The organism is Streptomyces sp. CG 926 (genome assembly GCF_003148825.1).
Classification (GTDB): Bacteria; Actinomycetota; Actinomycetes; order Streptomycetales; family Streptomycetaceae; genus Streptomyces.
This window is the reverse complement of the sequence record NZ_QGGZ01000003.1, coordinates 711025-736998: the sequence shown is the minus strand read 5'-3', so window position 1 is coordinate 736998 and position 25974 is coordinate 711025. Positions and strand designations below refer to the sequence as shown.

17 protein-coding genes and 2 tRNA genes are annotated in these 25974 nt (G+C 72.7%); 8 read left to right on the top strand and 11 right to left on the bottom strand.

Annotated elements, in window-relative coordinates:
• Window positions 1–416 precede the first annotated feature (416 nt).
• Complete coding sequence (locus BCL76_RS12085) at window positions 417–953, bottom strand: MarR family winged helix-turn-helix transcriptional regulator (RefSeq protein ID WP_030733189.1); 537 nt, start codon at window positions 951–953, stop codon at window positions 417–419.
• 125 nt (window positions 954–1078) lie between these two features.
• Between BCL76_RS12085 and BCL76_RS12080 the strand changes: the two genes are divergently transcribed.
• Window positions 1079–2380 (top strand): MFS transporter, encoded by a 1302-nt coding sequence (locus BCL76_RS12080; RefSeq protein WP_109779493.1) that lies wholly within the window; start codon window positions 1079–1081, stop codon window positions 2378–2380.
• 88 nt (window positions 2381–2468) lie between these two features.
• Here BCL76_RS12080 and BCL76_RS12075 read toward each other — a convergent pair whose 3' ends face one another.
• Both BCL76_RS12075 and BCL76_RS12070 read right to left on the bottom strand, forming a co-directional pair.
• Window positions 2469–4280: an ATP-binding SpoIIE family protein phosphatase gene (locus tag BCL76_RS12075; protein ID WP_109779421.1), complete on the bottom strand. Its 1812-nt coding sequence runs from the start codon at window positions 4278–4280 to the stop codon at window positions 2469–2471.
• Window positions 4281–4415: 135 nt separating this feature from the next.
• Complete coding sequence (locus BCL76_RS12070) at window positions 4416–5834, bottom strand: NAD(P)/FAD-dependent oxidoreductase (RefSeq protein ID WP_109779420.1); 1419 nt, start codon at window positions 5832–5834, stop codon at window positions 4416–4418.
• Between the two features lie 338 nt (window positions 5835–6172).
• On the opposite strand from BCL76_RS12070, the gene BCL76_RS12065 reads away from it, so the two are divergent.
• Together BCL76_RS12065 and BCL76_RS12060 are read left to right on the top strand one after the other, a co-directional pair.
• Window positions 6173–6949 (top strand): TetR/AcrR family transcriptional regulator, encoded by a 777-nt coding sequence (locus tag BCL76_RS12065; RefSeq protein WP_109779419.1) that lies wholly within the window; start codon window positions 6173–6175, stop codon window positions 6947–6949.
• Window positions 6950–7099: 150 nt separating this feature from the next.
• Complete coding sequence (locus BCL76_RS12060) at window positions 7100–9136, top strand: sigma-70 family RNA polymerase sigma factor (protein ID WP_109779418.1); 2037 nt, start codon at window positions 7100–7102, stop codon at window positions 9134–9136.
• Between the two features lie 85 nt (window positions 9137–9221).
• On the opposite strand, the gene BCL76_RS12055 is transcribed toward BCL76_RS12060, so the two are convergent.
• A complete protein-coding gene (locus tag BCL76_RS12055) occupies window positions 9222–9728 on the bottom strand; it encodes a MarR family winged helix-turn-helix transcriptional regulator (RefSeq protein ID WP_109779492.1) in 507 nt (168 codons plus the stop codon).
• Between the two features lie 154 nt (window positions 9729–9882).
• Here BCL76_RS12055 and BCL76_RS12050 point away from each other — a divergent pair, with 154 nt between their 5' ends.
• A complete protein-coding gene (locus BCL76_RS12050) occupies window positions 9883–11175 on the top strand; it encodes an MFS transporter (RefSeq protein WP_109779417.1) in 1293 nt (430 codons plus the stop codon).
• Between the two features lie 40 nt (window positions 11176–11215).
• On the opposite strand, the gene BCL76_RS12045 is transcribed toward BCL76_RS12050, so the two are convergent.
• The gene (locus BCL76_RS12045; protein ID WP_258309541.1) at window positions 11216–13447 is read right to left on the bottom strand and encodes an asparagine synthase-related protein; all 2232 of its coding nucleotides are present in this window, start codon (window positions 13445–13447) and stop codon (window positions 11216–11218) included.
• A 629-nt stretch (window positions 13448–14076) separates the two neighbouring features.
• Between BCL76_RS12045 and BCL76_RS39685 the strand changes: the two genes are divergently transcribed.
• The 4 genes from BCL76_RS39685 to BCL76_RS12015 all read left to right on the top strand — a co-directional run bounded on the left by BCL76_RS39685 (window position 14077) and on the right by BCL76_RS12015 (window position 19542).
• Window positions 14077–15891: a sporulation protein gene (locus BCL76_RS39685; RefSeq protein ID WP_258309540.1), complete on the top strand. Its 1815-nt coding sequence runs from the start codon at window positions 14077–14079 to the stop codon at window positions 15889–15891.
• A gap of 44 nt (window positions 15892–15935) precedes the next feature.
• Window positions 15936–17168, top strand: coding sequence for an L-2-hydroxyglutarate oxidase (gene lhgO, locus BCL76_RS12025; RefSeq protein ID WP_109779414.1), 1233 nt, complete (start codon window positions 15936–15938; stop codon window positions 17166–17168).
• A gap of 138 nt (window positions 17169–17306) precedes the next feature.
• On the top strand, window positions 17307–18053 hold the full coding sequence (gene trmB / locus BCL76_RS12020) for a tRNA (guanosine(46)-N7)-methyltransferase TrmB (RefSeq protein ID WP_234314400.1): 747 nt from the start codon (window positions 17307–17309) through the stop codon (window positions 18051–18053).
• A gap of 43 nt (window positions 18054–18096) precedes the next feature.
• Window positions 18097–19542: a PrsW family intramembrane metalloprotease gene (locus BCL76_RS12015; RefSeq protein WP_258309538.1), complete on the top strand. Its 1446-nt coding sequence runs from the start codon at window positions 18097–18099 to the stop codon at window positions 19540–19542.
• Here the strand turns inward: BCL76_RS12015 and BCL76_RS12010 are convergent.
• From BCL76_RS12010 to BCL76_RS11980, 6 genes are all read right to left on the bottom strand, one after another.
• The gene (locus BCL76_RS12010) at window positions 19467–20492 is read right to left on the bottom strand and encodes a M23 family metallopeptidase (protein WP_109779413.1); all 1026 of its coding nucleotides are present in this window, start codon (window positions 20490–20492) and stop codon (window positions 19467–19469) included. The two genes, BCL76_RS12015 and BCL76_RS12010, sit on opposite strands and share 76 nt — an antisense overlap.
• Before the next feature lie 302 nt (window positions 20493–20794).
• Complete coding sequence (locus BCL76_RS12005; protein WP_375137907.1) at window positions 20795–22018, bottom strand: PP2C family protein-serine/threonine phosphatase; 1224 nt, start codon at window positions 22016–22018, stop codon at window positions 20795–20797.
• Window positions 22019–22214: 196 nt separating this feature from the next.
• Window positions 22215–22288: transfer RNA gene (locus BCL76_RS12000), tRNA-Met, on the bottom strand.
• A gap of 127 nt (window positions 22289–22415) precedes the next feature.
• Window positions 22416–22928 (bottom strand): GNAT family N-acetyltransferase, encoded by a 513-nt coding sequence (locus tag BCL76_RS11995; protein ID WP_109779412.1) that lies wholly within the window; start codon window positions 22926–22928, stop codon window positions 22416–22418.
• A 232-nt stretch (window positions 22929–23160) separates the two neighbouring features.
• A tRNA-Lys gene (locus BCL76_RS11985) sits at window positions 23161–23233 on the bottom strand.
• A gap of 236 nt (window positions 23234–23469) precedes the next feature.
• The gene (locus tag BCL76_RS11980; protein WP_109779410.1) at window positions 23470–25704 is read right to left on the bottom strand and encodes a DEAD/DEAH box helicase; all 2235 of its coding nucleotides are present in this window, start codon (window positions 25702–25704) and stop codon (window positions 23470–23472) included.
• Between the last annotated feature and the right edge of the window lie 270 nt (window positions 25705–25974).

Genomic DNA, 25974 nt, shown 5'->3' with positions numbered 1-25974 from the left:
TCATCCACCGAAGTGGACGGGGTATCAACTTCTGGCGTTGATTTTTGGCACGCTGTTGAGTTCTCAAGGAACGGACGCTTCCTTTGTACTCACCCTCTCGGGCTTTCCTCCGGGCTTTCGTTCTGTTCTTGCGTTTCCGACTCTATCAGATCCTTTCGGGCCTGACCCCCAGTCAGCGGGGTTTGTCTTCCGGGCTGTTGGGCCCTTCCGACTCCTGAACTCTAGTGGATTTCCCCGGCGATTCATAATCGGCCTTCGGAAAGAAATTCGGGCATGCCGAATTCGTTCCCGGTGGGAGATCGTGCTGAGTTGGGTGCCGCAACGAGGCGGCGGGATTCGTTGTCGCCAAAACCTTCCGGCTCTGGGACAACTCGAAGAACCTTACGGACCCGTGGGGCTCGTGTCAACCCCGGTGGTCAGCTGGGGGACTGGAGGTCCTCCACGCGGTCCAGCAGGCGCGCGAGCATGTCGCCGAGCACCCCGCGCTCCGCGGTGGAGAGGTCCTGGAGGAGGTCCTCCTCGAAGACCGTGGCCGCGCGCATCGCGTCCAACCACTTGCTGCGGCCTTCGTCGGTGAGCTCCACGATCACGCGGACCCGGTTCGACTCGTCCCGCTCGCGGGTGACCAGGCCCTCCGCCGTCATGCGGTCGATCCGGTGGGTCATCGCCGCCGGCGTGAGGCCCAGCTGCTTCGCCAGTTCGCTCGGGCCCATCCGGTACGGGGCCCCGGAGATGACGAGGGCCTTGAGGACCTCCCACTCCGCGTTGCTGATGCCCAGGGCCGCCGTCTGGCGTCCGTACGCGACGTTCATGCGGCGGTTCAGGCGGCTCAGTGCCGAGACGACCTTCTCGACCTGGGGGTCCAGGTCCTGGAACTCGCGCTGATAGACGGCGATCTGTTCGTCGAGGCTCGGCTCGTGGACGGCCGCAGTGCCGTCGGGGGTGTCACCCATGGGTCGAAGTATCGCACGAGCTCGTTGGCATCTAACTCCTTCGGTGTGTACTGTTAAGGCTTGAAGTTTAGGTATGAAGTCTTCAGGCTTCAGGTCTCAAAGGCAGGTGAGAAGTGACCAAGGTGATGGGCGCTGCGATGCGGCGGATCCAGGCCGGGAACGCGCTGACCGCGTTCGGCATCGGTTTCACGGTTCCGTTCCTCTACATCTATGTGGCGCAGGTGCGAGATCTGGGTTCCATGGCCGCCACGAGCGCGTTCGTGGCCTTCGCCCTGGGCGCTCTTGTCGCGCTGCCCTTCACCGGTCGGGTCATCGACCGACGTGGTCCGGTGCCCGTGGTCATCGGAGCGGCCGTCACCGCCTCGGTCGGGGCGCTCTCCCTCGGGCTCTCCACCGGCCTCGTGCCCATCCTGCTCTCCGCTCTGGCGCTGGGCGCCGGGCAGGCCGTGATGCAGCCAGCGCTGGCCACGATGATCGTGTGGTGTTCCACGCCGTCCACCCGGACCCGTGCCTTCGCCCTCCAGTTCTTCATGCAGAACCTGGGCCTGGGTATCGGTGGTCTGCTCGGTGGTCAGATCGTCGACGAGAGCCGGCCCGGCAGCTTCACCCTGCTGTTCGGCATCGAGGCCGTGATGTTCCTGGTGCTGGCGGGCGTCATCCTCAGTGTGCGGCTGCCGCAGGTGCCGACCATCAAGGACGCCATGCCGAAGGACCCGTCCCAGACGGGCGGCAGCGGCTGGAAGCGGCTGCTCCGGCACAAGGCCATGGTGCAGCTGTGCGTGCTGGGCTTCGTGGTGTTCTTCGCCTGCTACGGACAGTTCGAGTCGGGTCTGGCCGCCTTCGGTACCGAGGCCGCCGGGATCTCCCCCTCGACCCTCGGTTTCGCGCTCGCGGCCAACACCGGTGCGATCGTCGTCGCGCAGTTCGTCGTCCTCAAGCTGGTCGAGAAGCGCCGCCGGTCGCGGGTGATCGCCCTCGTCGGGCTGATCTGGACCGTGGCGTGGGTCATCGCCGGGTTCTCGGGTCTGGGGCACGGCAGCGCCATGATGGCCGCCGCCGCGTTCATCACCACGTACGCGCTCTTCGGCATCGGCGAGGCCATGCTCTCGCCGACCCTGGCGCCGTTGGTGGCCGACCTGGCGCCCGAGGGCTCGGTGGGCCAGTACAACTCGGCCTTCGCGCTGGTCAAGCAGATGGCGCTGGCGCTGGGGCCGCTCGGGGTGCCGCTCGGTGCCGGGGTTCCGATGCTCTACATCGGGGTCTTCGTGCTCGTGTCGCTCGGGATCGCCGCTCTCGCGCTGCGGCTCGGCAGGCGGCTCAGCCCGATGCAGGACAACCCGTGGGTGGCGAGCAGGGTCGTGGCGCAGGGCGGGCCGGTCGCCGAGGTGGCCGCCGAGGTCGTCGTCGTGGAGCGCGTGCACGCGTAGGAACCGTATGGCCGTACGTATATCTGTGCGGGAAGTAGGAAGGCCCCGGTCCGGGTGGATCGGGGCCTTCCTACTTCCCGCTGTTCGGCTACTTGTCCGGCAGGGCGAACTCGCACCAGACGGCCTTGCCGCCGCCCGGGGTGCGGCGGGAGCCCCAGGCGGAGGCGATGGTCGCGATGATCGAGATGCCGCGGCCGGTCTCGTCGGCCGGTTCTGCGCGGCGGCGGCGCGGGAGGTGGTCGTCCCCGTCGGTCACCTCGATGATCAGCCGACGGTCGGTACGGCGCAGCCGCAGCCGCATGGGCGGGGTGCCGTGCTGGAGGGAGTTCGCGACGAGTTCGCTGGCGGCGAGCACGCCGAGGTCGCAGAGCTCGACGGGGAACCGCCAGGAGGCGAGGACGCCCTGGGCGAAGGCGCGGGCGCGCGGGGCCGCCTCGATGCCGCCGAGGAGTTCCAGGGCGGCGTTGTGGAAGAGCTCGGCGTCGGCGCCGGTGCGGGCGGGCTGCTGGAGGACCATCACGGCGACGTCGTCGTCGTGGTCGGCGTCCACGCCGAGGGCGCGCATCAGGCGGTCGCAGATGACGGCCGGGGTGCCCTGGGCGCCGGAGAGGGCGCGTTCGAGGGCGGCGACGCCCTCGTCGATGTCCTCGCCGCGGCGTTCGACCAGGCCGTCGGTGTAGAGGACGGCGGTGGAGCCGGGGCCGAGCGCGATGGTGCCCGAGGTGTGCAGCCAGCCGCCGGTGCCGAGCGGCGGGCCGGTGGGGTCGGCGGCTCTGCGTACGGTGCCGTCCTCGTCGCGGACCAGGATCGGGAGGTGGCCCGCGGAGGCGTACGCGAGCAGGCCTTCGTTGGGGTCGTGGACGGCGTAGACGCAGGTGGCGATCTGGCTGGCGTCGATCTCGGCGGCGAGGCCGTCGAGGAGTTGGAGCACCTCGTGCGGGGGCAGGTCGAGGCGGGCGTAGGCGCGGACGGCGGTGCGCAGCTGCCCCATGACGGCGGCGGCGCGCACGCCACGGCCCATGACGTCGCCGATGACCAGGGCGGTGCGGCCGGCGCCGAGGGTGATGACGTCGTACCAGTCGCCGCCGACGGCGGCCTCGGTGCCGCCGGGCTGGTAGGTGGCGGCGACGCGCAGGTCGTCGGGCTGTTCCAGCTCCTGGGGGAGGAGGGAGCGCTGGAGGGTGACGGCGGCCTCGCGCTGGCGGCGTTCGCTGGCGCGGAGCCGTTCGACGGCTTCGGCGTGGTCGGTGACGTCGGCGAGGTGGATCAGGACGCCGGTGTGGTGGGGGTCGGGCTCGCCCTCGGTGGGGGATGCGGGGAACTCGACGGGGGTGCAGGTGACCGTGTACGAGCTGCCGCCGCCCGGTGCGGTGCGGTTCTTGGCGGTACGGGACTTGCCGCTGCGCTGGACCTGGTCGAGGAGCGGGAGGAGGCCGAGCTCGCCCAGTTCGGGGAGGGCCTCGTGCGCGGGGGCGCCGGGGGTGCGGGCTCCGAAACCGGCGGTGTAGGCGTCGTTGACGTAGGCGACGCGGTGCTCGGGGCCGTGGACGAGGGCGACCAGGGCCGGGAGCCGGCCGAGGACCTCGCGTACGGAGAGCTCGTCGAGGGAGGGCACGGCGGTGAGGACGCCCGTCCCCTGGGCCGGGGACGTGGCCGGGGACGGTGACGTTCCGGTGCCGCTGCCGCTGCTGCCACCGCCGCTTCCGGTCCCGCAGACCGTGGGGTCGGCGGGGTGGCCGTCGGCGGGCGTGGATCGCTCGGCTCCGGGGTCGGCGCGGCCGCCGCGGGCTGCCGGGACCGCGCCTTCACCTCGCTTGGCCTGGGCGGCGGCGTGTTCGGACCGGGCGGCGGCGCGGCGCTGCGTTCCGGGAAACCGGGCGCTCCAGCGCGTGAAGTTCACTGCGTTCAAGCCTCGTGGTGTCGCGAGTGGTCGCTGTGTCGCTCGTGGGCGGTCGCTGACTGGACGATGTCACTCTGTGCAGGGGTGAGCGCACCTATGGTCACACGTCCAGTGTGGCCGACCGCACTGACAACGTCAGCCCTGGCCGTTCTGCGGGGGGTTGGAGGCGGGGGGTGGAGGAGGGGGCTTGGGGCCGCCGCCTGCGGCCAGTTCGAATTCTGCCCTGGGATGTTCGAGTGAACCCAGGGAGACGATCTCACGCTTGAAGAGGCCGGCGAGGGTCCATTCGGCGAGGACGCGCATTTTGCGGTTGAAGCTGGGGACGCGGCTGAGGTGGTAGGCGCGGTGCATGAACCAGGCCGGGTAGGCCTTGAGCTTGCGGCCGTAGATGTGGGCGACGCCCCGGTGCAGGCCGAGCGAGGCGACCGAGCCCGCGTACTTGTGGGCGTACTCGGTCAGGACCTCGTCGCGCAGGGCGGCGAGGAGGTTGTCGGCGAGGACCTTGGCCTGGCGGACGGCGTGCTGGGCGTTGGGGGCGCATTCGCGGCCCTTCTCGTCCGCGGTGATGTCGGGGACGGCGGCGGCGTCGCCCGCGGCCCAGGCGTGCTCGACTCCTTCGACGGTGAGGAAGGAGGTGCAGGCCAGGCGGCCGCGTTCGTTCTTGGGGAGATCGGAGGCGGCGAGGATGGGGTGCGGTTTGACGCCTGCGGTCCATACGACGGTGCGGGTGGGGAAGCGGGCGCCGTCGCTGAGGACGGCGACGCGGTTCTCGCAGGATTCGAGCCGGGTCTCCAGGCGTACGTCGATGTTGCGGCGGCGTAGTTCGCGGACCGTGTAGACGCCCATCTGGGGGCCGACCTCGGGGAGGATCCGGTCGCTGGCTTCGACGAGGACCCATTTCATGTCCTCGGGCTTGATGTTGTGGTAGTACCGCGAGGCGTAGCGGGCCATGTCCTCCAGCTCGCCGAGGGCTTCGACGCCGGCGAAGCCGCCGCCGACGAAGACGAAGGTGAGGGCGGCGTCGCGGAGGGCGGGATCGCGGGTGGAGGAGGCGATGTCCATCTGTTCGATGACGTGGTTGCGCAGCCCGATGGCCTCTTCGACCGTCTTGAATCCGATGCCGTAGTCGGCGAGTCCCGGGACGGGCAGGGTGCGGGAGATGGAGCCCGGGGCGAGGACGAGTTCGTCGTACTCCATCTCGATCGGGCCGGTGCCCTCGTCGGCGGTGGCGAGGGTGCTGACGGTGACGGTCCGCTTGGCGTGATCGATGCGCTCGGCCTCGCCGATGACGATGCGGCACTTGCCGAGGACGCGGCGCAGCGGGACGACGACGTGGCGGGGTGAGATCGCGCCCGCGGCCGCTTCGGGGAGGAAGGGCTGGTACGTCATGTAGGGCTCGGCGCTGACCACCGTGACCTCGGCTTCCCCGGCTCTCAGCTTTCGCTGGAGGCGGAGCGCCGTGTACATGCCGACGTAACCGCCGCCGACGATCAGGATGCGCGTACGGGGCGGGGTACCGGGGGCCGTGCCCCGGGAGTTAGCAGCCTTCACCATCCCATGACGCATCGTGGCCGGGAGTTTGTCCACAGGCCCGGCAAATTGTGTGACCGGAGTGAGTGCTGGGGCGGGACGCAAGAGGACGTCAGCTTGTGGCGAAAATCTGCAGGTCAGGCCATACGGAATAGAAGATTCCGGAGGCACGGAACGGAAAAGTGGGGGTGAATGCTCCGATCGGGCGGTGCTCCGTCCGGGGCTGCCTCTTCTGAATTGACTCTGGCTCAACTATGTTCGTATCTCGTCGAGGAGTAGGACCGGGCCCGAGACCGTGGCCCCCTCGACGTGAAGGCGGGGAGTGTCTCCGGGGGGAGACAAATGATTACCGGGGGATACATATGAACATTTCCGATTTCCATGGTTCTGCGACCGCGCTCTCGGTCGAGAGCAACGGGCGCGGTCTGACGGGCGGCACCACGCACGGTGTAGGCCGGTCGACGCCGCTGCGCGTCGACGCCCAGCGCAACCTGGAGCACGTCCTGCGGGCGGCTCGTGAGGTCTTCGGCGAGCTGGGCTACGGGGCTCCGATGGAGGACGTGGCTCGCCGCGCCCGGGTCGGTGTCGGCACCGTGTACCGACGCTTCCCGAGCAAGGACGTCCTGGTGCGGCGCATAGCCGAGGAGGAGACGGCCCGACTGACCGAGCAGGCCAAGGCCGCGCTGGGTCAGGAGGAGGAGCCGTGGCAGGCGCTGTCGCGCTTCCTGCGCACCTCCGTGGCCTCGGGCGCCGGGCGGCTGCTGCCGCCGCAGGTCCTGCGGGTCGGCTCGACCGTCGAGGACGAGGCCGAGGAGGCGGAGGTCGCCGCCCGGGTTCCGCACCAGCGGCAGGCCGTGTCGGCCGCCGGGGCTCCCGACCTGCGGGTCGTGGGCACGCGCGGTTCCGTCGAGAACGAGCCCTCGGACGACGCGGGTGCGGGTGCGCTGCTGGAGGTCGTCGGCCGGCTGGTGCACCGGGCGCGGGAGGCCGGTGAACTGCGCGGCGATGTCACGGTGGCCGATGTGCTGCTGGTGATAGCGACGGCGGCGCCCGCGCTGCCCGACCCGGCGCAGCAGGCGGCGGCCTCGACGCGACTGCTCGACATCCTGCTCGAAGGGCTGCGGTCCCGGACGGTGTGACCTCGGCGGGTGTCGGCGCGGGCCCGGTAGGGCGATTCGCCGGAATGTGCCCGGACGAGTGGATGGCGCGCCGAGGGCTTCGGCGCCCGTCCCCCGTGTGACACGCTTGACCGGTGTACCGGTTGAGTGTGTCGTGCGGGAGTCTCCGCGATGAGCGTTGACGGTCGGGAAGAGCCACGCGGTGGCGGCGGCAGCGAGGTGGAGGCGGGCAGTTCGCCCGCCCGACAGGTGCCGGCCCAGCGCGACCCGGGCGGGCGCAAGGCACGCCCCTCGGGCTCTTCCGGACCCGGAGGCACCGGGGGTGATCTGCCGCCGTCCGACGGGGACTTGATCGCCCGGATGCGGGGCGGCGACGACGGGGCGTACGAGGAGCTGTTCCGTCGGCACGCCGATTCCGTGCGCCGCTACGCGCGCTCCTGCTGCCGGGACGCGCACACCGCCGACGACCTGACCGCCGAGGTGTTCGCGCGGACCCTGCAGGCGGTACGGGGCGGGGCGGGGCCGGACCAGTCGGTGCGGGCCTATCTGCTGACGACTGTGCGCAGGGTCGCCGCGGCCTGGGCGAAGACCGCCAAGCGGGAGCAACTCGTCGAGGACTTCGCCGTCTTCGCGGAGCAGGCCTCCCCGGGTACGGACGGCGGGGCGGCCGGGCTGTCGGGGTTGTCCGGGCTCTCAGGTCTCTCGGGGGACGACACGCTCGAACTGGGCGCGGACGTACGGGCGATGCACGAGGCCGAGCGGTCACTGGCCGTGCAGGCCTTCCGGAGCCTGCCCGAGCGGTGGCAGGCCGTGCTGTGGCACACCACCGTCGAGGAGGCCTCGCCCAGTGCGATCGCGCCGCTGTTCGGGCTGAGCGCCAACGCCACCGCCGTGCTCGCCAGTCGAGCCCGGGAAGGGCTCAAGCAGGCGTATCTGCAGGCCCATGTGAGTTCGGCACTGAGCGAGGGCGGCGACTGCGCGCGGTACGCGGACCGGCTGGGCGCCTACGCGCGGGGCGGGCTGCGGATGCGGGCGGAGCGTGGGCTGCGCAAGCACCTGGAGGAGTGCGTGAAGTGCCGGCTGGCCGCCGGTGAGCTCCAGGATGTCAACGCGGGCATTCCGGCGCTGCTGCCGGTCGCGGTCATCGGGTGGTTCGCCGCCGGGTACGCGGGCAAGGCCGCCGGGGCACTGGCCGGCGGAGCCGTCGCCGCGGGCGGGGCTGCCGTGGGCGGTGCGGCCGCGGCCGCCGCCGGTGGGTCGACCGCGGGGGCGGCCGGCACGGCCGGGGCCACGGGCGGCGCTGCCGCCGGGGCGGGGGCCACGGGTGGCGCCGCCGGGGCGGGGAGCGGTGCCGGGGGGTCCGTGGCCGCCGAAGGGCTCGGGCTGCCCGCCAAGGTGGCCATCGCCGCCGGGATCGCGGTGGCCGCGGCCGCCGGGGTGGTGTTCGCGCTGGCCGGGGACGACACCGAGCCGCGGGCCCCGGCGACCGCCGCGCCCGGTGTGGCGGCGCCCGCCGCGCCGTCGGTGCCCAAGGCTCCCGCGCCGTCCCCGGCCCCGGCCGAGCCGGAGCCGCCCGCGCAGGAACCGCCGGCCGCGCAGGGCCCCGTAGCCCCGCGGCCCGGGCCGACGCCCTCGGCGGCGGCCTCCGCGGCTCCCGCCCCCGTACCCTCCTCGCCCCCGTCGCCCTCCGCCGGCGCGGAGAAGGCCTCGCCCACGCCGTCGCCGCAGCGGCCCTCACCGAAACCGACACCGCCACCGGCCCCGAAGCCGCCGCAGGGGTTCCAACTGGCCGGGCTCGCCCACTCGATCTACGGGGACCACAGCGGCCCGGAGGTACAGACCTGGCGCAGCGGCTGGGTGTGGCAGCGCCACGGGCTGGAGGTGGGCGGCCGGCGTTTCGCGCACGGCATCACCGTGAACTCGCGCTCCTCGGTGGAGATCACCCTCAACCGGCAGTGCACGACCTTCTCGGCGCAGGCGGGGGTGGACGGCCTGTCGCTGTTCACGGACGGCGCGGTGCGGTTCTCCGTGTACGCCGACGGGGAGCGGTTGTGGCAGTCCGCCGCTCTCGGGCACGAGGACCCGCCCGCGGCCGTGCAGGTTCCCCTCGCGGGACGCAAGACGCTACGGCTGATGGTCGAAAGGGCCGGGCCGGGCAGCCTGCCGACGCTGGCGAGCTGGGCGGACGCGGTGCTCAGCTGCCGCTGAACCCGCGGTCGGCGTCGCCGCCGGGGCGGCCGGGGCGTCCGGGGCTGCCGGGGCTGCCGGGGCTGCCGGGGCTGCCGGCCGTACCTCAGCTGATCGAGGTGTCCCCGTTGGCCTCCAGGAGCGTGCGCAGGGCCTGGGCGATCGTGGCGCAGGTGGCGGGGTCCAGCGGGGCGAGCAGCTCCGCGTAGCCGCTCAGATGCCCGTCGATCATCGACTGCGTCAGCGTGAGGCTCTGCTCGGTCAGTCGGATCCGGACGGTGCGGCGGTCCTGGCCGTCGCGCACCCGCTCGACCAGGCCCTTGGCCTCCATGCGGTCGATGCGGTTGGTGATCGCGCCGGACGTGACCATGGCGGCCGGGATGAGGGCTCCGGCGGTCAGCGCGTACGGGGGGCCCGAGCGGCAGAGCGTGAAGAGGATGTCGAGCTCGCCGACCTCCAGGTCGTGCTCGGCCGCGAAGGCCTTCTGCTGCTTGTCGATGACCCGGGTCATCCGCTGGATGCGGGCCACCACCTCCACCGGCCACAGGCCTGCCGCCAGATCGGGGCGCTCCGCCGTCCACTGGCCGACGATCGCGTCCACTGCGTCGCTCATGCGCTGTTCCTCCATCGCTCGCCTGTCTCGGTGCCTGCCTGTCCTGCCATGAACAAGATATCTCAACGTTGAGACACTTGACGTTGAGAGGAGTCGATGATTTTATCTCAACGTTGAGATTCTCAGTCTTGAGATGGATTGGACCGGGCGCCACATGACCACGCACACGACCACGACCGTGACCACCCCCGCAGCCGCCGCCACCGTCGCCACGAAGGCGCGCGCCACGTCCCGCCCCCGAGTCGGCCCCGTTCCCGTCCTGTGGCTGGCACTGCTGGCCACCCCCCTGGCCGCCGGGGCCAACGCCCCCGTACTGATCCTTCCGGACATGGCCCGCTCCCTCGGGGTGAGCGGCTCGACCGCCACCTGGCTCGTCGCCTCCTTCGCCTGGGCCATGGCCGTCGGCACCCCCCTGCTGGCCGGACTGCTGCGCCGCCGGGGCCTGCGGGCGGCGCTCCACCTGGCCGGCGCCCTCCTCCTCGGCGGCACCCTGCTCGTCGCCACGTCCCCCTGGCTGCCGCTCACCCTCGCCGGGCGGGCCGCGCAGGCCGCCGGCGGCGCGGGCCTCACCGCGGTCGCCATGACCCTGGCCGGCTCGGCCCGTCGGATGGGCGTGATCAGCGCCGGCTTCGGCATCCTCGGCGCGTCCGGCCCGCTCCTCGGCTCCCAGCTCGCGCACGCCGTCTCGTGGCGCCTCTCGCTCTCCGTCTCCGTGATCGCGGTCCTGGCGATACCGATGGTGAGCCGGTACGCGACGGCCCCGAGCCCGAAGAACCCGTCGGCCCCGTCCGCCCCGGCGGCCGCACCGCAGGGCCGGTTCGACGTCCGCGGCGCGGCTCTGCTGACGGCGTTCGTCACCGCCCTGGTCCTGCTGCCCCACGCGCCGGCCGCCGCCCTCGGCTCCGCGGCCGTCGTCGCCGCACTGCTCGCGCTCCACGTACGCCGGCAGCCCGACGGATTCGTCCCGGTCGCGCTGATCCGCAAGCCGCTCTTCCTCGGTTCCGCACTGCTCGCGCTCGCGCTCTCGGGCTCGTACTTCACCCTGCTGTTCTCCGTGCCCCGGCTGCTGGCCGACCGGGCCGGCTGGGACGCCGGCACCGCGGGCACCGGTCAGCTCGTGGCTCTGCTCACCGGATCCGCGCTCTCCTGGCTGCTGGCCGCGGCGTCCGCGCGCATGAGCCGGGTGGCCGTCCGCTCGGTGCTCGTCGGGGTCGGCGCCCTGGCCGCGGCGATCGCGGTGTTCGCGAGCTGGGGTCCGCTGCTGCTGGTCGCCACCGTGGGCGGGGTCTTCGCGGCGACCGGGGCCAACGCGGTGCTGTCGATGCACGCCGCGTCGAGCGCCCCCGACCCCCAGCGCCCCACGGCCATCGGCCTGTTCGCCCTCTGCTACCAGCTGGGCGGGGCCTTCGGCCCGGCGATCGCGACCGCTCTGGTGCTCACCGCCTGAGCCGGAGCCGGAGCAAGGGCCGGAGGAAGAGCCTGATCCGTCAGGACAGCGCCGGGCGGTGCACGGGGACTCCCTCGGGCACCGCCCGGCGTCGTGCCGCGGAGGTACCCGTCCAGCAGGTGCCGCGCCGGGCCAGCAGGCGGCCGAGCCACAGCTCCATCGAGACCAGTTCCGCCAGCCCGTCCAGCGGGACCGGGCGCCCGTCCGCCGCGTCGAGCAGGGCCTGGCGCACGACCCGGGCCTCGATCAGCCCGGCGTCCGCGAGCAACGGCGACTCAAACAGGTCCAGCAGGCCGTTCAGGGCGGCGCGCAGCCCCAGCCGGGTCGCCGTCTCGTTCGGCTCGCGGTCCGTGGCACCCCAGCCCGGCGGGAACTCGCGCACCCCCGCCGAGGACAGGACGCTGCGCAGGATCGCGGCCCGGGCCCCGGGCTGGACCCGCAAGGACTCGGGCAGGGCGCGGGCGGCCCGTACGACCTGGTTGTCCAGGAACGGGGCGTGCAACCGCTGGCTGCGGACCTCCACGGCCTGCTCGAAGACCCGGTGGTCGGCCGCGTGGCGGGCGAGCAGCGAGCGGGCGCGGGCCTCCCCCGGCCGCAGCGAAAGCGGCGGCCGGCCGGCCGCCGCCGTCAGACGGATCGATACTTCCGCCAGCGCCTCCCCCGTGAGCCAGCCCGCCGCCGGTCCCGGGCGGGACCAGGTCAGGGCGGCGAGGGAAGCGTCCACCGGACCGGAGGATCTCTCGGTGACCCCGCCCTCGCGGAGCCGGGCCGCGGCGGCTTCCATGCCCGCGCGGTACGACGTACGGGCAAGTCTTCGGGCCGCCGAGTACACGGTGAGCGGCACCAGCAGGGACTCCCCGGAGGTTCCGGACGCGGACGCCGAACGGGCCAGCGCCGCCACCGGGCGCAGCAGGTGCCGGCGCCGGCGGTCCATCAGGAGGTCGGCCATGCGGGCCGGGTGGGCGTCGAGGACCTGACGGGCGCCGTGGCCGGTGAAGTGGTCGGCCGAACCGGCCGCCAGTCGGCGCCGCTCGCGGGCGGCGAAGACCAGCGAGGGGCCGGGTTCGTCGGTCAGCGGGCCGTCGAGTTCGGCATACGGGAGGGCCTCCGCGGCGGCGGCCACCACCACGTGGTGCAGGCGCGGGTCGGCCGCGATGACCCTGGCCCGTTCCAGCTCGGCCTCACGCCCCTGCGGGGTGGCCAGGTCGTTGAAGGTGACGGCCAGCAACCGCGCCCCGGCGGGACTGAGCAGGGTGCCCGGGGCCCCCGGCAGGCCGGCGGCCAGCAGGGCCAGCGTGGCGGAGGCACTGCCGCCGGAGAGGTCGGCGCCCACCCCGGGGGCCGGGGCGCCACGGGCGGCACGCCGGTCGGCGGGGCCCATTCCGGGCACGGGGCCGGGATCGTACGGCGGCAAGGTGTCGGGAGCATGCCGCGGAGCCGTGAGCCGGGCGCGCACCGCGTCCACCAACGCTTCCCGTACGCCCTCCACCGCGCGCTCGGCGTCGGCCTCGGGGGCGGCCACGGCGAGCGAGGCGACCTGCTCGTAGCCGGTGATCTCGCGGGAGCCCTCCCGCAGGATCAGCGCGTGCCCGGGCGGGATCCGCCGGACCCCGGCGTACGGTGTGCCGTCGCCCAGCGCCTCGGGACTGTCCGGGCAGGCCAGCAGGGCGGCGAGATGGCCGATGTCGAGCTGCGCCTCGATCAGGTCGGCGAGCGGGAGGGCGGCGGTGGCGTACGCGGTACCGCTCGCCCAGGGCGTGTAGAAGACGGGCCGGGCGCCCGCGAGGTCACCGAGGACGGTGATCCGGCGGCCGGCCTGGACGACGGCGGTGTAGCTGCCGGACCACTGGGTGAGGTGGCGCAGCGCGCCGCCGCGGGCGGCGTAGAGGGCGCGGCGCAGTTCGGCGTCGGTCGCGCCGCAGCAGCCGAGGACCGCGAGCCGGGTGAAGGGGTCGGCGGGATCGGCGGTGACTGTGCGGATCTCGTCGGGGCGCCAGTCGCCCACAGCCCAGAGGGGGTCGGGGTCTCCCCAGAGCAGTTGTGCGCCGACGGGGTGGACGGTGCGTTCCGCGTCCGCGCCCGGGTCGTCCGGATGGGCGGCGTCCGCGAGGCCGCCGCGCAGGGGCGCACCGCTGTCGCCGTAGCCGCCGCCTTGGCCGTATCCGCCCTGGCCGAAGGCCTGACCGGAACTCTGCCCGGAGCTCTGGCCCGAGACCCGTCCGGCCGTGCCGAAGCTCGCGGCGATACTGCTCCAACCCACCAACCAGCGCACCGCCGCCTCCCCGACCCGTGGGCACATGACCGGGGCACAGGCAGCACGGACAGCGCTGAGGGCGCGGCCGCGGGACCCCGGGTGGCTCGGGGTCCATGCTGCCACGGGACAGGCGTGCGAGAGGGGTTAAAGGGGGCGCACACGCAAACGAACACGCCCCGGCAACTCGGTATTTGGCGTTCCGTTCCCACCGCCCCATAGGTCGCTTTCAGCCATTCTTCGACCGCCGGAAGAGCCGCCACGGGCCGCCGGCGTCCGACATGGGGGCGCGGTACGGGGGGCGCAATCCACCCCCCGGACCGTTCCGCCACCCGCGGGGATTGAGGCAGCGGCATCCCCCGACCCGCCCGGTCAGGCGGCGGGTCGACCCACGCACCGCACATCGAATCGCCGGGTCCGGGGACCGGCCAGAGCGCACGGGTGGGCGCACGGCCACACGGGCGGAGCACGCGCTGACACGTGCGCCCCGGCGCCGGGTCCGGGGCGGACTGTGCAAACGGACAACAATCCCGCCATACGGAAGTAAGGGCCTTAACGCTTGGGAGGCGGGGAACTACGCTGGGTTTACGAAATGCCGGGCGCCTATGCCCCGGCGGCGTCTGCGTTCCGCGTGTGACGAGGGGTGGCGCATGTCCAGGGAGCTCCGCGAGCCCAATGAGAAGCTCGGCGCCGTCCTCGCCCTCGCGGGCATCAGCAACGCCGGGCTGGCCCGGCGGGTCAACGACCTCGGCGCTCAGCGCGGCCTGACGCTTCGGTACGACAAGACGTCGGTGGCCCGGTGGGTGTCCAAGGGGATGGTGCCCCAGGGCGCCGCCCCGCATCTGATCGCCGCCGCGATCGGCGCGAAGCTGGGCCGGCCGGTGCCGCTGCACGAGATCGGGCTGGCGGACGCGGACCCCGCGCCCGAGGTCGGGCTGGCCTTCCCGCGTGACGTGGGCGCGGCGGTGCGCTCGGCCACCGATCTCTACCGGCTCGACCTCGCCGGGCGGCGCGGGGGTGGCGGAATCTGGCAGTCGCTCGCGGGCTCGTTCTCCGTGGCGGCGTACGCGACGCCCGCCTCGCGCTGGCTGATATCTCCCGCCGACAGCTCGGTGGCCCGGGAAGCGGCGGGCAGCCGAACACCGCACCTCACGCACGGCGCACCGACGCCCGGATCCACGCCGCCCGACGCCACGCTGCCCAACGCCACGACCACCGGCCCGGCGGCAACCGACACCCCGACGACCACCGACGCGAGGGCCGACGCGAGGGCCGACGCCACCGCCCACGACCCGACCGCCGGCAGCTCCGCGGCGCTCGACCCCGCGGCGCGGCATTCCATGGTCCAGAGCCCCGTAGCAGCGACCCCCTCGGCTCACGACGGACCGGCGCGCGAGGCGACGGCACCGGGTCCGCGACCCTCCCCGGACGGCCGCACGACCGGCCCGATGACGGGTCTGGCAGGCCCGATGACGGGACCGGCGACAGGCCCGCCGTCCACCGTTGTGCCCGCCCAGCCCGGACCCGAAACGCCGCGCGACCACGGCCAGCGTGTGGGCCACAGCGATGTGTCGAAGCTGCGCGAGGCCGCCGAGGACGCACGCCGCTGGGACTCCAAGTACGGCGGTGGGGACTGGCGTTCGTCGATGGTGCCCGAGTGCCTGCGGGTGGACGCGGCGCCGCTGCTGCTCGGCTCCTACACGGACGAGGTGGGCCGCGCACTGTTCGGCGCGACCGCCGAACTGACCCGGCTGGCCGGGTGGATGGCCTTCGACACCGGCCAGCAGGAAGCGGCCCAGCGCTACTACATCCAGGCGCTTCGGCTGGCCCGCGCGGCCGCGGACGTACCGCTCGGCGGCTACGTGCTGGCCTCGATGTCGCTGCAGGCGACCTACCGGGACTTCCCCGACGAAGGGGTGGACCTCGCGCAGGCGGCCGTCGAGCGCAACCGGGGCCTCGCCACCGCCCGCACCATGAGCTTCTTCCGGCTGGTCGAGGCGCGGGCGCACGCGAAGGCCGGCGATTCGACGGCCGCCGGGGCGGCGCTGCGGGCGGCGGAGGGCTGGCTGGAGCGGTCCCGGGAGGGCGATCCGGATCCGACCTGGCTGGGTTTCTACTCGTACGACCGTTTCGCGGCGGATGCTGCAGAATGCTACCGGGATCTGAAACTGCCCCGGCAGGTACGGCGGTTCACCGAGCAGGCCTTGTCGCGCCCCACCGAGGAGTACGTACGGTCGCACGGGCTGCGGCTGGTGGTGAGCGCGGTCGCCGAGCTGGAGTCGGGAAATCTCGACGCGGCGTGCGCGGCGGGCACCCGGGCGGTGGAAGTGGCGGGGAGGATCTCCTCGGCACGGACGACCGAATACGTACGGGACCTGCTGCACCGCCTGGAACCGTACGGGGACGAGCCGCGGGTGGCGGAGTTGCGGGAGCGGGCCCGGCCGCTGTTGGTGGCACAGGCCTAGGACCTGTCTTCCGGGGGCCGCGTGGCCGGGTTGTCGGTGCCGGGGTGCAGTATGCAGGGGTGGGAGGTGTCAGCGTGGGTGGCGGCGTGGACTGCGATGTGCTGGTGATCGGCGGCGGGATCGTCGGCCTGTCGACGGCGCATGCCGTGGCGCGCCTGGCTCCGGGGACCAGGGTCGTGGTCCTGGAGAAGGAGTCGGGTCCGGCCCGGCACCAGACGGGCCGCAACAGCGGGGTGATCCACAGCGGGATCTACTACCGCCCGGGTTCCCTGAAGGCGCGCTTCGCGGTGAGCGGGGCCGCCGAGATGGTCAAGTTCTGCGCGGAGCACGGCATCGCGCACGAGGTGACGGGCAAGCTCATCGTCGCCACGGAGCGGGAGGAACTGCCGCGGCTGCACGCCCTGGTCCAGCGCGGCCGGGAGAACGGCATTCCGGTGCGCGAGCTCGGCCCGGCCCAGATCACGGAGTACGAGCCGGAGGTCCGGGGGCTGGCGGCGATCCATGTCGGCAGCACCGGGATCGTCGACTACGGACAGGTGAGCGCGCAGCTCGCGGAGTCCTCGGGCGCGGAGATCGTCTACGGCGGCGCCGTGGACCTGATCTCCCGGCGCGCGTCGGCCGTGGCCGTCCGCACCACCTCCGGCCTGGTGGTCAGGGCGCGGGTGCTGGTGAACTGCGCGGGCCTGCAGTGCGACCGGATCGCCCGCCTCGCCGGGGACGACCCGGGCATGCGGATCATCCCCTTCCGCGGCGAGTACTACGACCTGGCGCGGCCGGACCTGGTCCGGGGCCTGGTCTACCCGGTGCCCGACCCGGCGTTCCCCTTCCTCGGCGTGCACCTGACCCGGGGCATCGGCGGCGGCGTCCACGTCGGGCCCAATGCCGTGCCCGCGCTGGCCCGCGAGGGATACGGCTGGTCGACGGTGCGCCCCCGGGACATCGCGGACGAGCTCGCCTGGCCGGGATCCTGGCGGATGGCCGCACGGCACTGGCGGTACGGGACGGGCGAGATCCACCGCTCGCTGTCCAAGCAGGCCTTCACCCGGGCGGTACGGCGCCTGCTGCCCGCCGTCACCGCCGCCGATCTGCGCCCCGCCGCGGCCGGGGTCCGCGCCCAGGCCGTGCTGCGCGACGGCACCCTGGTGGACGACTTCCTGATCCGGGACGCCCCGCGCACGGTCCACGTCCTCAACGCCCCCTCGCCCGCCGCGACCGCTTCCCTGCCGATCGGCCGGGAGATCGCCACCCGCGCCCTGCGGACCCTCGCCTCGGCCTGAGGACCACTTCGGGGGGTGCGGAGGCCGCTCGCGCGGCGGCCGACGCGACCCCCGTCGTAGAATCAGCGCATTGTGTCTGAGTCCCTGAATCCCCAGTCGCCCCGCCTCCCGGACGCCGCGCCGGAGACGAACTCGTACGTGCCGCCCAAGTGGCGCACCGAGCCCCGCTTCCCCGACGGGCCCGCGCCGGACCCGGCCGGCTCGCACCACGAGCGGCGGATCCGGAGCTTCCAGCCCCGGCGCAGTCGGGTCACCACCGGCCAGGGCGAGGCCCTGAAGCGCCTGTGGGGCACCTGGGGCCTGGACATCGACGGCCACGAGGTCATCGACCTCGACGCTCTCTTCGACGGGCTCCCCGTCGTCCTGGAGATCGGCTTCGGCATGGGCGAGGCCACGGCCCAGATGGCCGCCGAGGACCCCGGCACCGGGATCCTCGCCGCCGACGTGCACACCCCCGGGCAGGGCAACCTGCTCGCCCTCGCCGAGCGCGGCGGCATGACCAACATCCGGGTGGCCAACGGCGACGCGATCATCCTGCTCCGGGAGATGCTGCCGCCCGACTCGCTGGCCGGGATGCGCGTGTACTTCCCGGACCCGTGGCCCAAGGCCCGCCACCACAAGCGCCGGCTGATCCAGCCCGACTTCCTCACGCTGGCCGCCACGCGCCTGGCGCCCGGGGCCGTACTGCACTGCGCGACCGACTGGGAGCCGTACGCCGAGCAGATGCTCGAAGTGCTCACCGCGCACCCGGACTTCGAGAACACGCAGCCCGACGGCGGCTTCTCCCCGCGCCCCGCCTTCCGGCCGCTGACCCGCTTCGAGGGCCAGGGCCTCGACAAGGGCCACCTCGTACACGACTTGCTCTTCCGTCGCACGGAGAACTGACAAGGTCACCGCGCGTGTCAGACCCGCTCGCTAGGGTCGTGGTGTGTACCGAGCGCTCCACCTCGTACTCCCACGTCCGTCCGGCACGGTCCGCACCTGCGTGCTCCTCGCCCTGCTCGGCGCGACCGGGATCGCGATCCTCGAACTCGTGCGGGAACAGACCGGCACCGCCGGTTTCTTCGTCGGTCTCGGTCTGGCCGTGCTGCCGGTGGCGCCGCTCATGGCGGCCTTCCGGTGGCTGGGCCGGGCCGCGCCCGCGCCCTGGTCGCAGCTGCTGTTCTGCTTCGGCTGGGGTGCCTGCACCGCGGCGCTGATCGCGATACTGGCCAACAACTTCGCCACCGAGTGGATAGCCGCGACCACCACCGACGCCTCCGCCGTCGATCACCTCGGCTCGGTGGCCATCGCCCCGGTGGTGGAGGAGAGCGCGAAGGCGGCAGCCCTGCTGCTGGTGTTCACGTTCCGAAGAGGGCATTTCACCGGCCCCGCCGACGGGTTCGTGGTGGCCGGCTTCACCGCCACCGGGTTCGCCTTCACCGAGAACATCCTCTACCTCGGCAACGCCTTCGTGGAGGACCTGGCCGACGGCAGCGGCCCGCTGGAATCGGTGACGGCGGCGACCTTCTTCGTACGGATAGTGCTGTCGCCGTTCGCGCACCCGCTGTTCACCGTGCTCACCGGGCTGGGCTTCGGCATGGCCGCCGTCAGCGCCCGCCGTGCGCGCAGGATCTGCCTGCCGTTGCTCGGCCTGGCGCCGGCCATGGGCATGCACGCGCTGTGGAACGGTTCCTCGCAGTTCGGGGAGCACGGGTTCTACGTGGTCTACAGCTGCGTGATGGTCCCGGCGTTCGGGCTGCTGGTGTGGCTGGCGGTGCGGATAAGGCGTGACCGGCTGCGGGCCGTCGAGGACGAGCTCGCGCTGTACGCGGCCGCGGGCTGGCTCGGTCGGGCCGAGGTCCCGGCCCTGGCGTCGATGCCGGCCCGCTCGCTGGCCCGCGCCCTGGCCCGGCACAGCGGGGGCCGGGCGGCCGGACGCACGGTCGCCCGCTACGAGGCGGACGCGGCGGCCCTGGCCCTGCTACGGCACCGGGCGCGGCGCGGCGGCCCCGTACGGGATCGGGATTTCGCGCGCCGGGAGCGGGAGTTGCTGCACCGGCTCTGGCGGTCCCGGGCGACGGCGGGTCCCGCGCTGGCCCGGGCGGCGGTCATGGAGGAGCTGATCCCGCCGTGGTTCGACCCGCTGGACCCGGTGGACCCGCCGGCCGCGCGGAGGGACGTACCCGGTCCGCGCCGGGCGGACCACGACCCGCACCTCGACCACGGCTCGGCGGACCCGGAGAAGGTCCACGACCCGGACAGGGATCCGGAACGGGATCCGGAACGGGACCCGGAACGGGATCCGGAACCCGCGGATCAGACGTTCAGGCCCTTGGAGTTCAGCCACGCCAACGGGTCCTGCGTCGATCCACCCTTGCGTACTTCCAGGTGAAGATGAGGTCCGGTGACGTTGCCGGTGGCGCCGACGCGGCCGATGGTCTCGCCGGCGCCGACCGTGCCTGAGGTCACCGACATCGAGGAGAGGTGGCAGTACCAGATCTCCGTGCCGTCCGGGAGCTCCAGCACGATCCGGTAGCCGTACGCGCCGGACCAGCCGGCCGAGGTGATCTTCCCGGCGGCCACGGCCTTGGCCGGGGTCCCGGTCGGGGCCGCGAAGTCGAGGCCGGTGTGGTGGCCCGAGGACCACATGGAGCCGGAGTCGCCGTAGTGCGAAGTGAGGGTGTAGGCGGAGGTGGGCAGGGAGTAGCTGCCGGCCGGCTGGGCGGGGCGCTCCTGCTCGGCCTTGGCCGCCGCCTCCGCCGCGGCCTTCGCCTCGGCTTCCTCCTTGGCCTTCGCCTCGGCCTGCGTCTTGGCCTCCTCGGCGGCCTTACGGGCCTCGTCCAGCTTCTGCTTGGCCTCCTGCGCGGCCGCCTGCTGCGCGGCCTGCTCGGCCTCCGCCCGGGCCTTCGCCTCGGCGGCGTCCTGCTGGGACTCGGCCTGCTGGAGGATGCGGTTGCGCAGCACCTCGCCCGCGTCCGCGCCCTGGGCGGACTGCTGCGCGATGATCCCGGTCCGCTCGCCCGTCGCGGCCGCCGATCCGGAACCGCCCTCGTCCTGCTGGGCCTTGTTCCCGCCCATCATGTCGGGGAGGGCCGGCAGGGATATCGCGACCTGGGGCCGGTCCTGCGCGGTGGCGATGCCGCCGGCGCCGACCGCCGCGATGACGCCGACGCCGAGGACGGTGGAGCTGCGGGCGAGTCCCCCGCGCTGCTTGGCGACCCGGTGCTTGCCTCGGACCGGGCGCACCGAATCCTCGGTGGGATTCCACTCGCCCCAGGCACCCGCGGTGGGCGGCTGCTCCTGGATCTCGATGCCTTCAGGGGCAGGCAAGTTGGAGGCCACCGGGGCACACTCCTCATCGACGCGCAGAGACGCGCGCGCGCACGGTGCCGTCTCTTGCGACGGCTGGGACGACCGCGCTGCGTTATCGAAAGGTAATAGACGTAGGGGAGTGATTCCAAGCTTCTCCGCTTGATCGTTCCCACCAATCAGCCACTCACCGACTGGCTTTGGCCACACCTTTCTCGAACGAACCCACCCCAACCGGTGCAAAAATCAGCCGACTCCCCTATCACTTCAGCCACAGGCCTGAAATGACGACCCGTCAATCTCCTTGCGGAAAGCATTCGTTCGACTACCGATCGTCACATCGCGTCGCCGCGTGGCACCACCGGCACGGTCCGCCGCCGCTCCGGCTCCCGTTCCCCCGGCCGCCCCACCGCCAGCAGCGCCATGTCGTCCATCGCCCCGCCGCCCGTATGCCGGCGCACATCGCTGCTGAGCGCGCTGAGCAAGGCCTGCGGCCCGGGGAAGATCCGCCCGCGCAGCCGGGCCGCCGGATCGTAGAAGTCCCCCGCGCCGTCCCGGGCCTCGGTCAGCCCGTCCGTGTACAGCAGCAGGGTGGTCCCCGCCGGGAAGGCCCACTCCTGCACCACGTCGGGCCAGCCACCCAACTCGCCCATCCCGAGCGGCAGGGCCGGCTCCGTCGGGGCGAGGACCGCAACCTCCCCGTTCCCGTGCAGCAGCAGCGGCTCGGGGTGGCCACGGTTGAGCAGCCGCAGCGCGCCCGCCCCTGGCGGGATCTCCCCGAGCACGCACGTCGTGAACCCCTCCACCGCGTCCAGACCGTCGCGCCGCGTGCCCTCGCGGGCCAGCGCCCGCTCCAGCCGCTGCGCCAACGCCTGCAGCGTGGGCTCGGTGTCCGCCGCCTCCCGGAACGCCCCGAGGACCACCGCGACGGCCTCGACCGCCCCCAGCCCCTTTCCGCGTACGTCGCCCACCGCGAGGCGCACCCCGTACGGGGTCTCCTGGACCGCGTACAGATCGCCGCCGATGAAGGCGTCCGCCTGCGCGGCCTCGTACCAGGCGCAGACGTGCAACCCCCCGATGCGCTCGGCGGGCTTCGGCAGCACCGCCCGCTGCGCGGCCTCGGCGATCCCGCGCGCCGAGGCGAGCCGCTCACCGCTGCGCCGCACCATCCGGTTGATCAGGAGCGCCAGCCCGGCGACGGTCAGTACGGTCACCAGCTCGGTCAACGCCTCGACCCTCCAACTGGTGCCGTTGAAGATGTGCAGCACGAACACCGCGAACAGCGCCACCCCGCCGGTCAGGGCCGTGGCCCAGAGGGTGAAGAGAGGAGCGGCGATCAGCGGGGCCGCGGTGAAGAACGGGGATCCGGTGAAACTGGGCGGGGTCAGCACGTCGAAGACCATGCCGAGGACGATCAGCACGCCCGGCAGCAGCCGGACCACGCGACGGGTCACACCGTTCCCGGCGCCGGGAACGGTGTCGTTCCCCGTGCCGTTCCCCGTGCCGTTCCCCGTGTCGTTCCCGTACGCGCGCCCAGCGCCGTCGCCCTGCCGGCCCAGCCCCACGCCGCTCTCCCGCCGCCCGGTCCGTCACACGGGTCCGGGCCCGCTGTCCGATCGCCCCTCAAGGCTGGCGGCAGGAGCATCCGTACGGCGACCTGACAGCGGCCGGACGGGTGACGAGGCAAGAGGACCGGCGGGGCCGGAGCACGACGAAGGCCCGGTTCCTGGTGAGGAACCGGGCCTTCGTACTGAGTAGCGGGGGCAGGATTTGAACCTACGACCTCTGGGTTATGAGCCCAGCGAGCTACCGAGCTGCTCCACCCCGCGTCGGTGAACACAACTCTACGCCATCCGGGGAGAGCCCTTCACCAATTAACCGCCACGCGCCCCACAGGAGGGCATCGTCGCAGGTCAAAGCCTTGAAACCGGCCCGGAACCGGCCCGGTGGTGGCCGTCAGGCGACGGGGTCCCGGTGCCGGGTCAGCACGTGGGTCGTGCTCCCGTCGTCCTCCCGTACGTCCCGGACGTGGCTGAAGCCGATCCGCTCCAGCAGGACCAGCGAGGCCGTGTTGGCGTCGGCCACCGTGGCGTGCACCTCCGTCAGACCGAGGGCGCCGAAGCCGTACGCGACGATCGCCTCGGCGATCTCGGTACCCAGGCCCGCCCCCCAGGCCTCGGCGGCCAGGGCGTAGATGATCTCGTGGCCGTCGACCTCGTCGGTGCGCTTGATCTCGGCGTGCCCGACCAGCCGGCCGTCCCGGCGCACGGCCCACACGTCGAAGAGGTTCTCGGCGTAGACCTTCGAGAAGACCCGCCCGAAGAGCGCCCGGTCCTCGTCCTCGGAAGTGGGACCGTCCCCCATCCACCGGGACACCCGGTGGTCCTGGAAGAGGGCGACGAACGCCTCCTCGTCGGCCGGTGTGTACGGGTCGAGGAGCAGGCGCTCGGTACGCAGAACAGGCGTCATGATCGGCGACGCTACCTCCGCGGCCCTGAACGGTCACCGGATTTTCCGGGCGGCACGCCGCCGCCCGTGTCCACCCCACCGGAGGCGGCGCCCATCGCCCGGCCACGGTCCGCCGGTTCGGCGGCCCCGGCGGCCGGCCGGCCCCCGGGAACGACGGAGCGCCCCATCCGGCCGAAGCTGGGTGGGGCGCTCAGCAGCAGGTCGGAGGATGTCTCCCCGTCCCTGCGAGCGGTAGGCCATGTCGGACTCGAACCGACAACCAACGGATTAAAAGTCCGCTGCTCTGCCAATTGAGCTAATGGCCCTCCAGGTGCTCACCCCAGAGCATAGCCGGACCGCGCCGGTCAGCCGATCGGGTATCCGCCGACCGGCCTGTCGCCGTCGGTCCCGTGGCCCTTCACACGGCCTGGGACCGGCTTTCCAGGGGGTGTTACGGACCATCAGCTTCCGAGGCCTACGAGGCGTCCGGGGATACGGAAAGGGCCCGTACGGCACCTGGGTGTCGTACGGGCCCTTTCTCAGGGGTTCAGCTCAGCTGCGATCAGCCGTTGCGCTTCCAGCGCGGCTTGTCGTCGCGACGGCCACCGAAGCCGCCGGTGGAACCGGAACCGGAGCCACCCGCCGGACGGTGGTCGTCACGGCGGCCGTACGGGCGCTCGCCGCCACCGGAGCGGAAGCCACCGGAGGGACGGTCGTCACGACGGTCACGGTTGAACGGGCGGTCGCCGCCACCGGAGCGGAAGCCACCGGACGGACGGTCGTCGCGGTTGAAGCCGCCCGAGGAGCGGTCGTCACGGTTGAAGCCACCGGAGGGACGGTCGTCGCGGCGGAAGCCACCACGGTCGCCACCACGGTCATCGCGGTTGAAGCCACCGGACGGACGGTCGTCACGACGGAAGCCACCACCGGACGGACGGTCGCCACCGGAGCGGAAGCCACCGGACGGACGGTCGTCGCGGCGGAAGCCACCACGGTCGCCACCACGGTCGTCGCGGCGGAAGCCACCACGGTCGCCACCACGGTCGTCACGGTTGAAGCCACCGGACGGACGGCCACCGCGGTCACCGCGGTCGTCGCGGCGGAAGCCGCCACGGTCGCCACCGCGGTCGCCGCCACGGTTGTCGCGACGCTCGAAGTTGCCACGGTCGTCACGCTGGGCGCGCTGCTCCTCGCGGCGCTCCTGCGCGGCCAGTTCGGCGGCAGCGGCGGCGGCAGCGGCCGCGACCTCGGCCTCGGCGGCCTCGGCCACCTCGGCGACAGCGGCCTCCGGGTCCTCGCCACGCTCACGGGCGGAACGGGCGACGAGGCGGTCGGCCTCCTCGCGCAGCTCCACGGCGCGGCGCGACAGGCGCTCCAGCTGCTTGGTGAGCTCGGCGACCTCACGCTCGGCCTGCTTGGCGGCGTTGTTCGCGGAGTCGGCCTGGACCTCGGTCAGCGAACGGGCACCGGTGATCTCGGCGACCTCCGGCTCGAAGGCGCCGGCGCCCTGGACGATGTGACGCGAGGCGTCGACGCCCGCGTCCTCCATCAGGCGGAAGATCTGGCGACGCTGGTGCGGCAGCGCCAGGGAGACCACGACACCGGACTTGCCGGCGCGGGCGGTACGGCCCGAGCGGTGCAGGTAGTCCTTGTGGTCGCCGGCCGGGTCCACGTTCAGGACCAGGTCGATGCCGTCGACGTGGATACCGCGGGCGGCGACGTCGGTGGCGACGAGCGCGTTGACGTAGCCGTCCTTGAAGTCGGCGAGGACGCGGGTACGGGCACCCTGCGTCATGCCGCCGTGCAGCGCGTCGGCCTTCACGCCGGCCTCGACGAGCTGCTCGGCGATGCGGTCGGCGCCCAGCTGGGTGCGGACGAAGATGATGGTGCGGCCCTTGCGGGCGGCGATGGCGGCCGTGACCGGCGCCTTGTCCTTCGGCTTCACGACGAGGACGTGGTGCGTCATGGTCGTGACGTTGCCCTGCGCGCTGTCGACCTCGTGCGTGACGGGGTTGGACAGGTAGCGCTTGACCAGGGTGCCGATCTCGTTCTCCATGGTGGCGGAGAAGAGCATGCGCTGGCCGCCGCCGGGGATCTGGTCGAGCAGCTCGGTGACCTCGGGCAGGAAGCCCAGGTCGGCCATCTGGTCGGCCTCGTCGAGGACGGCGATCTTGACGTTCTCCAGCGAGCAGGCGCCACGGTTGATGATGTCGCGCAGACGGCCCGGGGTGGCGACGAGGACGTCGACACCGCGCTCCAGGGCGTAGATCTGGTTGCTCATGGAGGTACCGCCGCAGACGACCTTCATCTTCAGGCCGAGCACGTCGCCGTAGGGCTGGAGCGCGTCCGCGACCTGCATCGCGAGCTCACGGGTCGGCGTGAGGATGATCGCGCGGGGCTTCTTCTTCTCGGTGTGACCGCCGGCCAGCGAGGCCAGGGTCGGCAGACCGAAGGAGAGGGTCTTGCCGGAGCCGGTGCGGCCACGGCCGAGGATGTCCTTGCCGGCCAGGGCGTCCGGGATGGTCGCGGCCTGGATCGGGAAGGGGGCGGTGACGCCGTTCTGCGCGAGCTTGCGCACGATGCCCTCGGGGAGACCGAGGTCGCCGAAGGTGATCGAGGGCTCGGCGTCCGCGTCGGCGTCGTCGTCGAAGTCGGTGGTCGAGTCCTCGAAGGACTCGTCGGTGTTCACGTCGGCCTCAAGAGCCTCGATGATCTCGTCCGCCTCGGCGGCCTCGATCGCCTCGGTGACCACAAGGGCCTCGGCGTCGATGATCTCGTTGGTGTCGTTCTCGGGCATGACGGAACGGTCAGAACTGGAAATGGACATGCGAAATGCGAAACCTTCCGGAGTCTCGGCACGCGCCCAAACTCCGTGAATCGCAAATCGACCGCCTCAATGCGGTCAGCCACGGCTAGGGAGAGTACGCGCCACACGGCGCTCTTCGGATTCGGCGCCGGGCAATGGGATCAAACGATCTATAACCATACGCACCCTCCCCGGGGTCTGGCAAGTCGCTCCACCCAATAGACCTCTGACCTGCGAAGACTCCCCGAGGGTGGGCACCGG

Excerpts from the sequence above, each read along its gene's own strand:
- BCL76_RS12050 (WP_109779417.1), top strand. The coding sequence starts at position 9,883 with ATGACCACGCACACGACCACGACCGTGACCACCCCCGCAGCCGCCGCC.
- BCL76_RS11980 (WP_109779410.1), bottom strand. The coding sequence starts at position 25,704 with ATGCCCGAGAACGACACCAACGAGATCATCGACGCCGAGGCCCTTGTG.
- BCL76_RS12070 (WP_109779420.1), bottom strand. The coding sequence starts at position 5,834 with ATGGTGAAGGCTGCTAACTCCCGGGGCACGGCCCCCGGTACCCCGCCC.
- BCL76_RS12085 (WP_030733189.1), bottom strand. The coding sequence starts at position 953 with ATGGGTGACACCCCCGACGGCACTGCGGCCGTCCACGAGCCGAGCCTC.
- BCL76_RS12060 (WP_109779418.1), top strand. The coding sequence starts at position 7,100 with ATGAGCGTTGACGGTCGGGAAGAGCCACGCGGTGGCGGCGGCAGCGAG.
- BCL76_RS11995 (WP_109779412.1), bottom strand. The coding sequence starts at position 22,928 with ATGACGCCTGTTCTGCGTACCGAGCGCCTGCTCCTCGACCCGTACACA.
- BCL76_RS12080 (WP_109779493.1), top strand. The coding sequence starts at position 1,079 with ATGGGCGCTGCGATGCGGCGGATCCAGGCCGGGAACGCGCTGACCGCG.
- BCL76_RS39685 (WP_258309540.1), top strand. The coding sequence starts at position 14,077 with ATGTCCAGGGAGCTCCGCGAGCCCAATGAGAAGCTCGGCGCCGTCCTC.
- BCL76_RS12065 (WP_109779419.1), top strand. The coding sequence starts at position 6,173 with ATGAACATTTCCGATTTCCATGGTTCTGCGACCGCGCTCTCGGTCGAG.
- BCL76_RS12055 (WP_109779492.1), bottom strand. The coding sequence starts at position 9,728 with ATGAGCGACGCAGTGGACGCGATCGTCGGCCAGTGGACGGCGGAGCGC.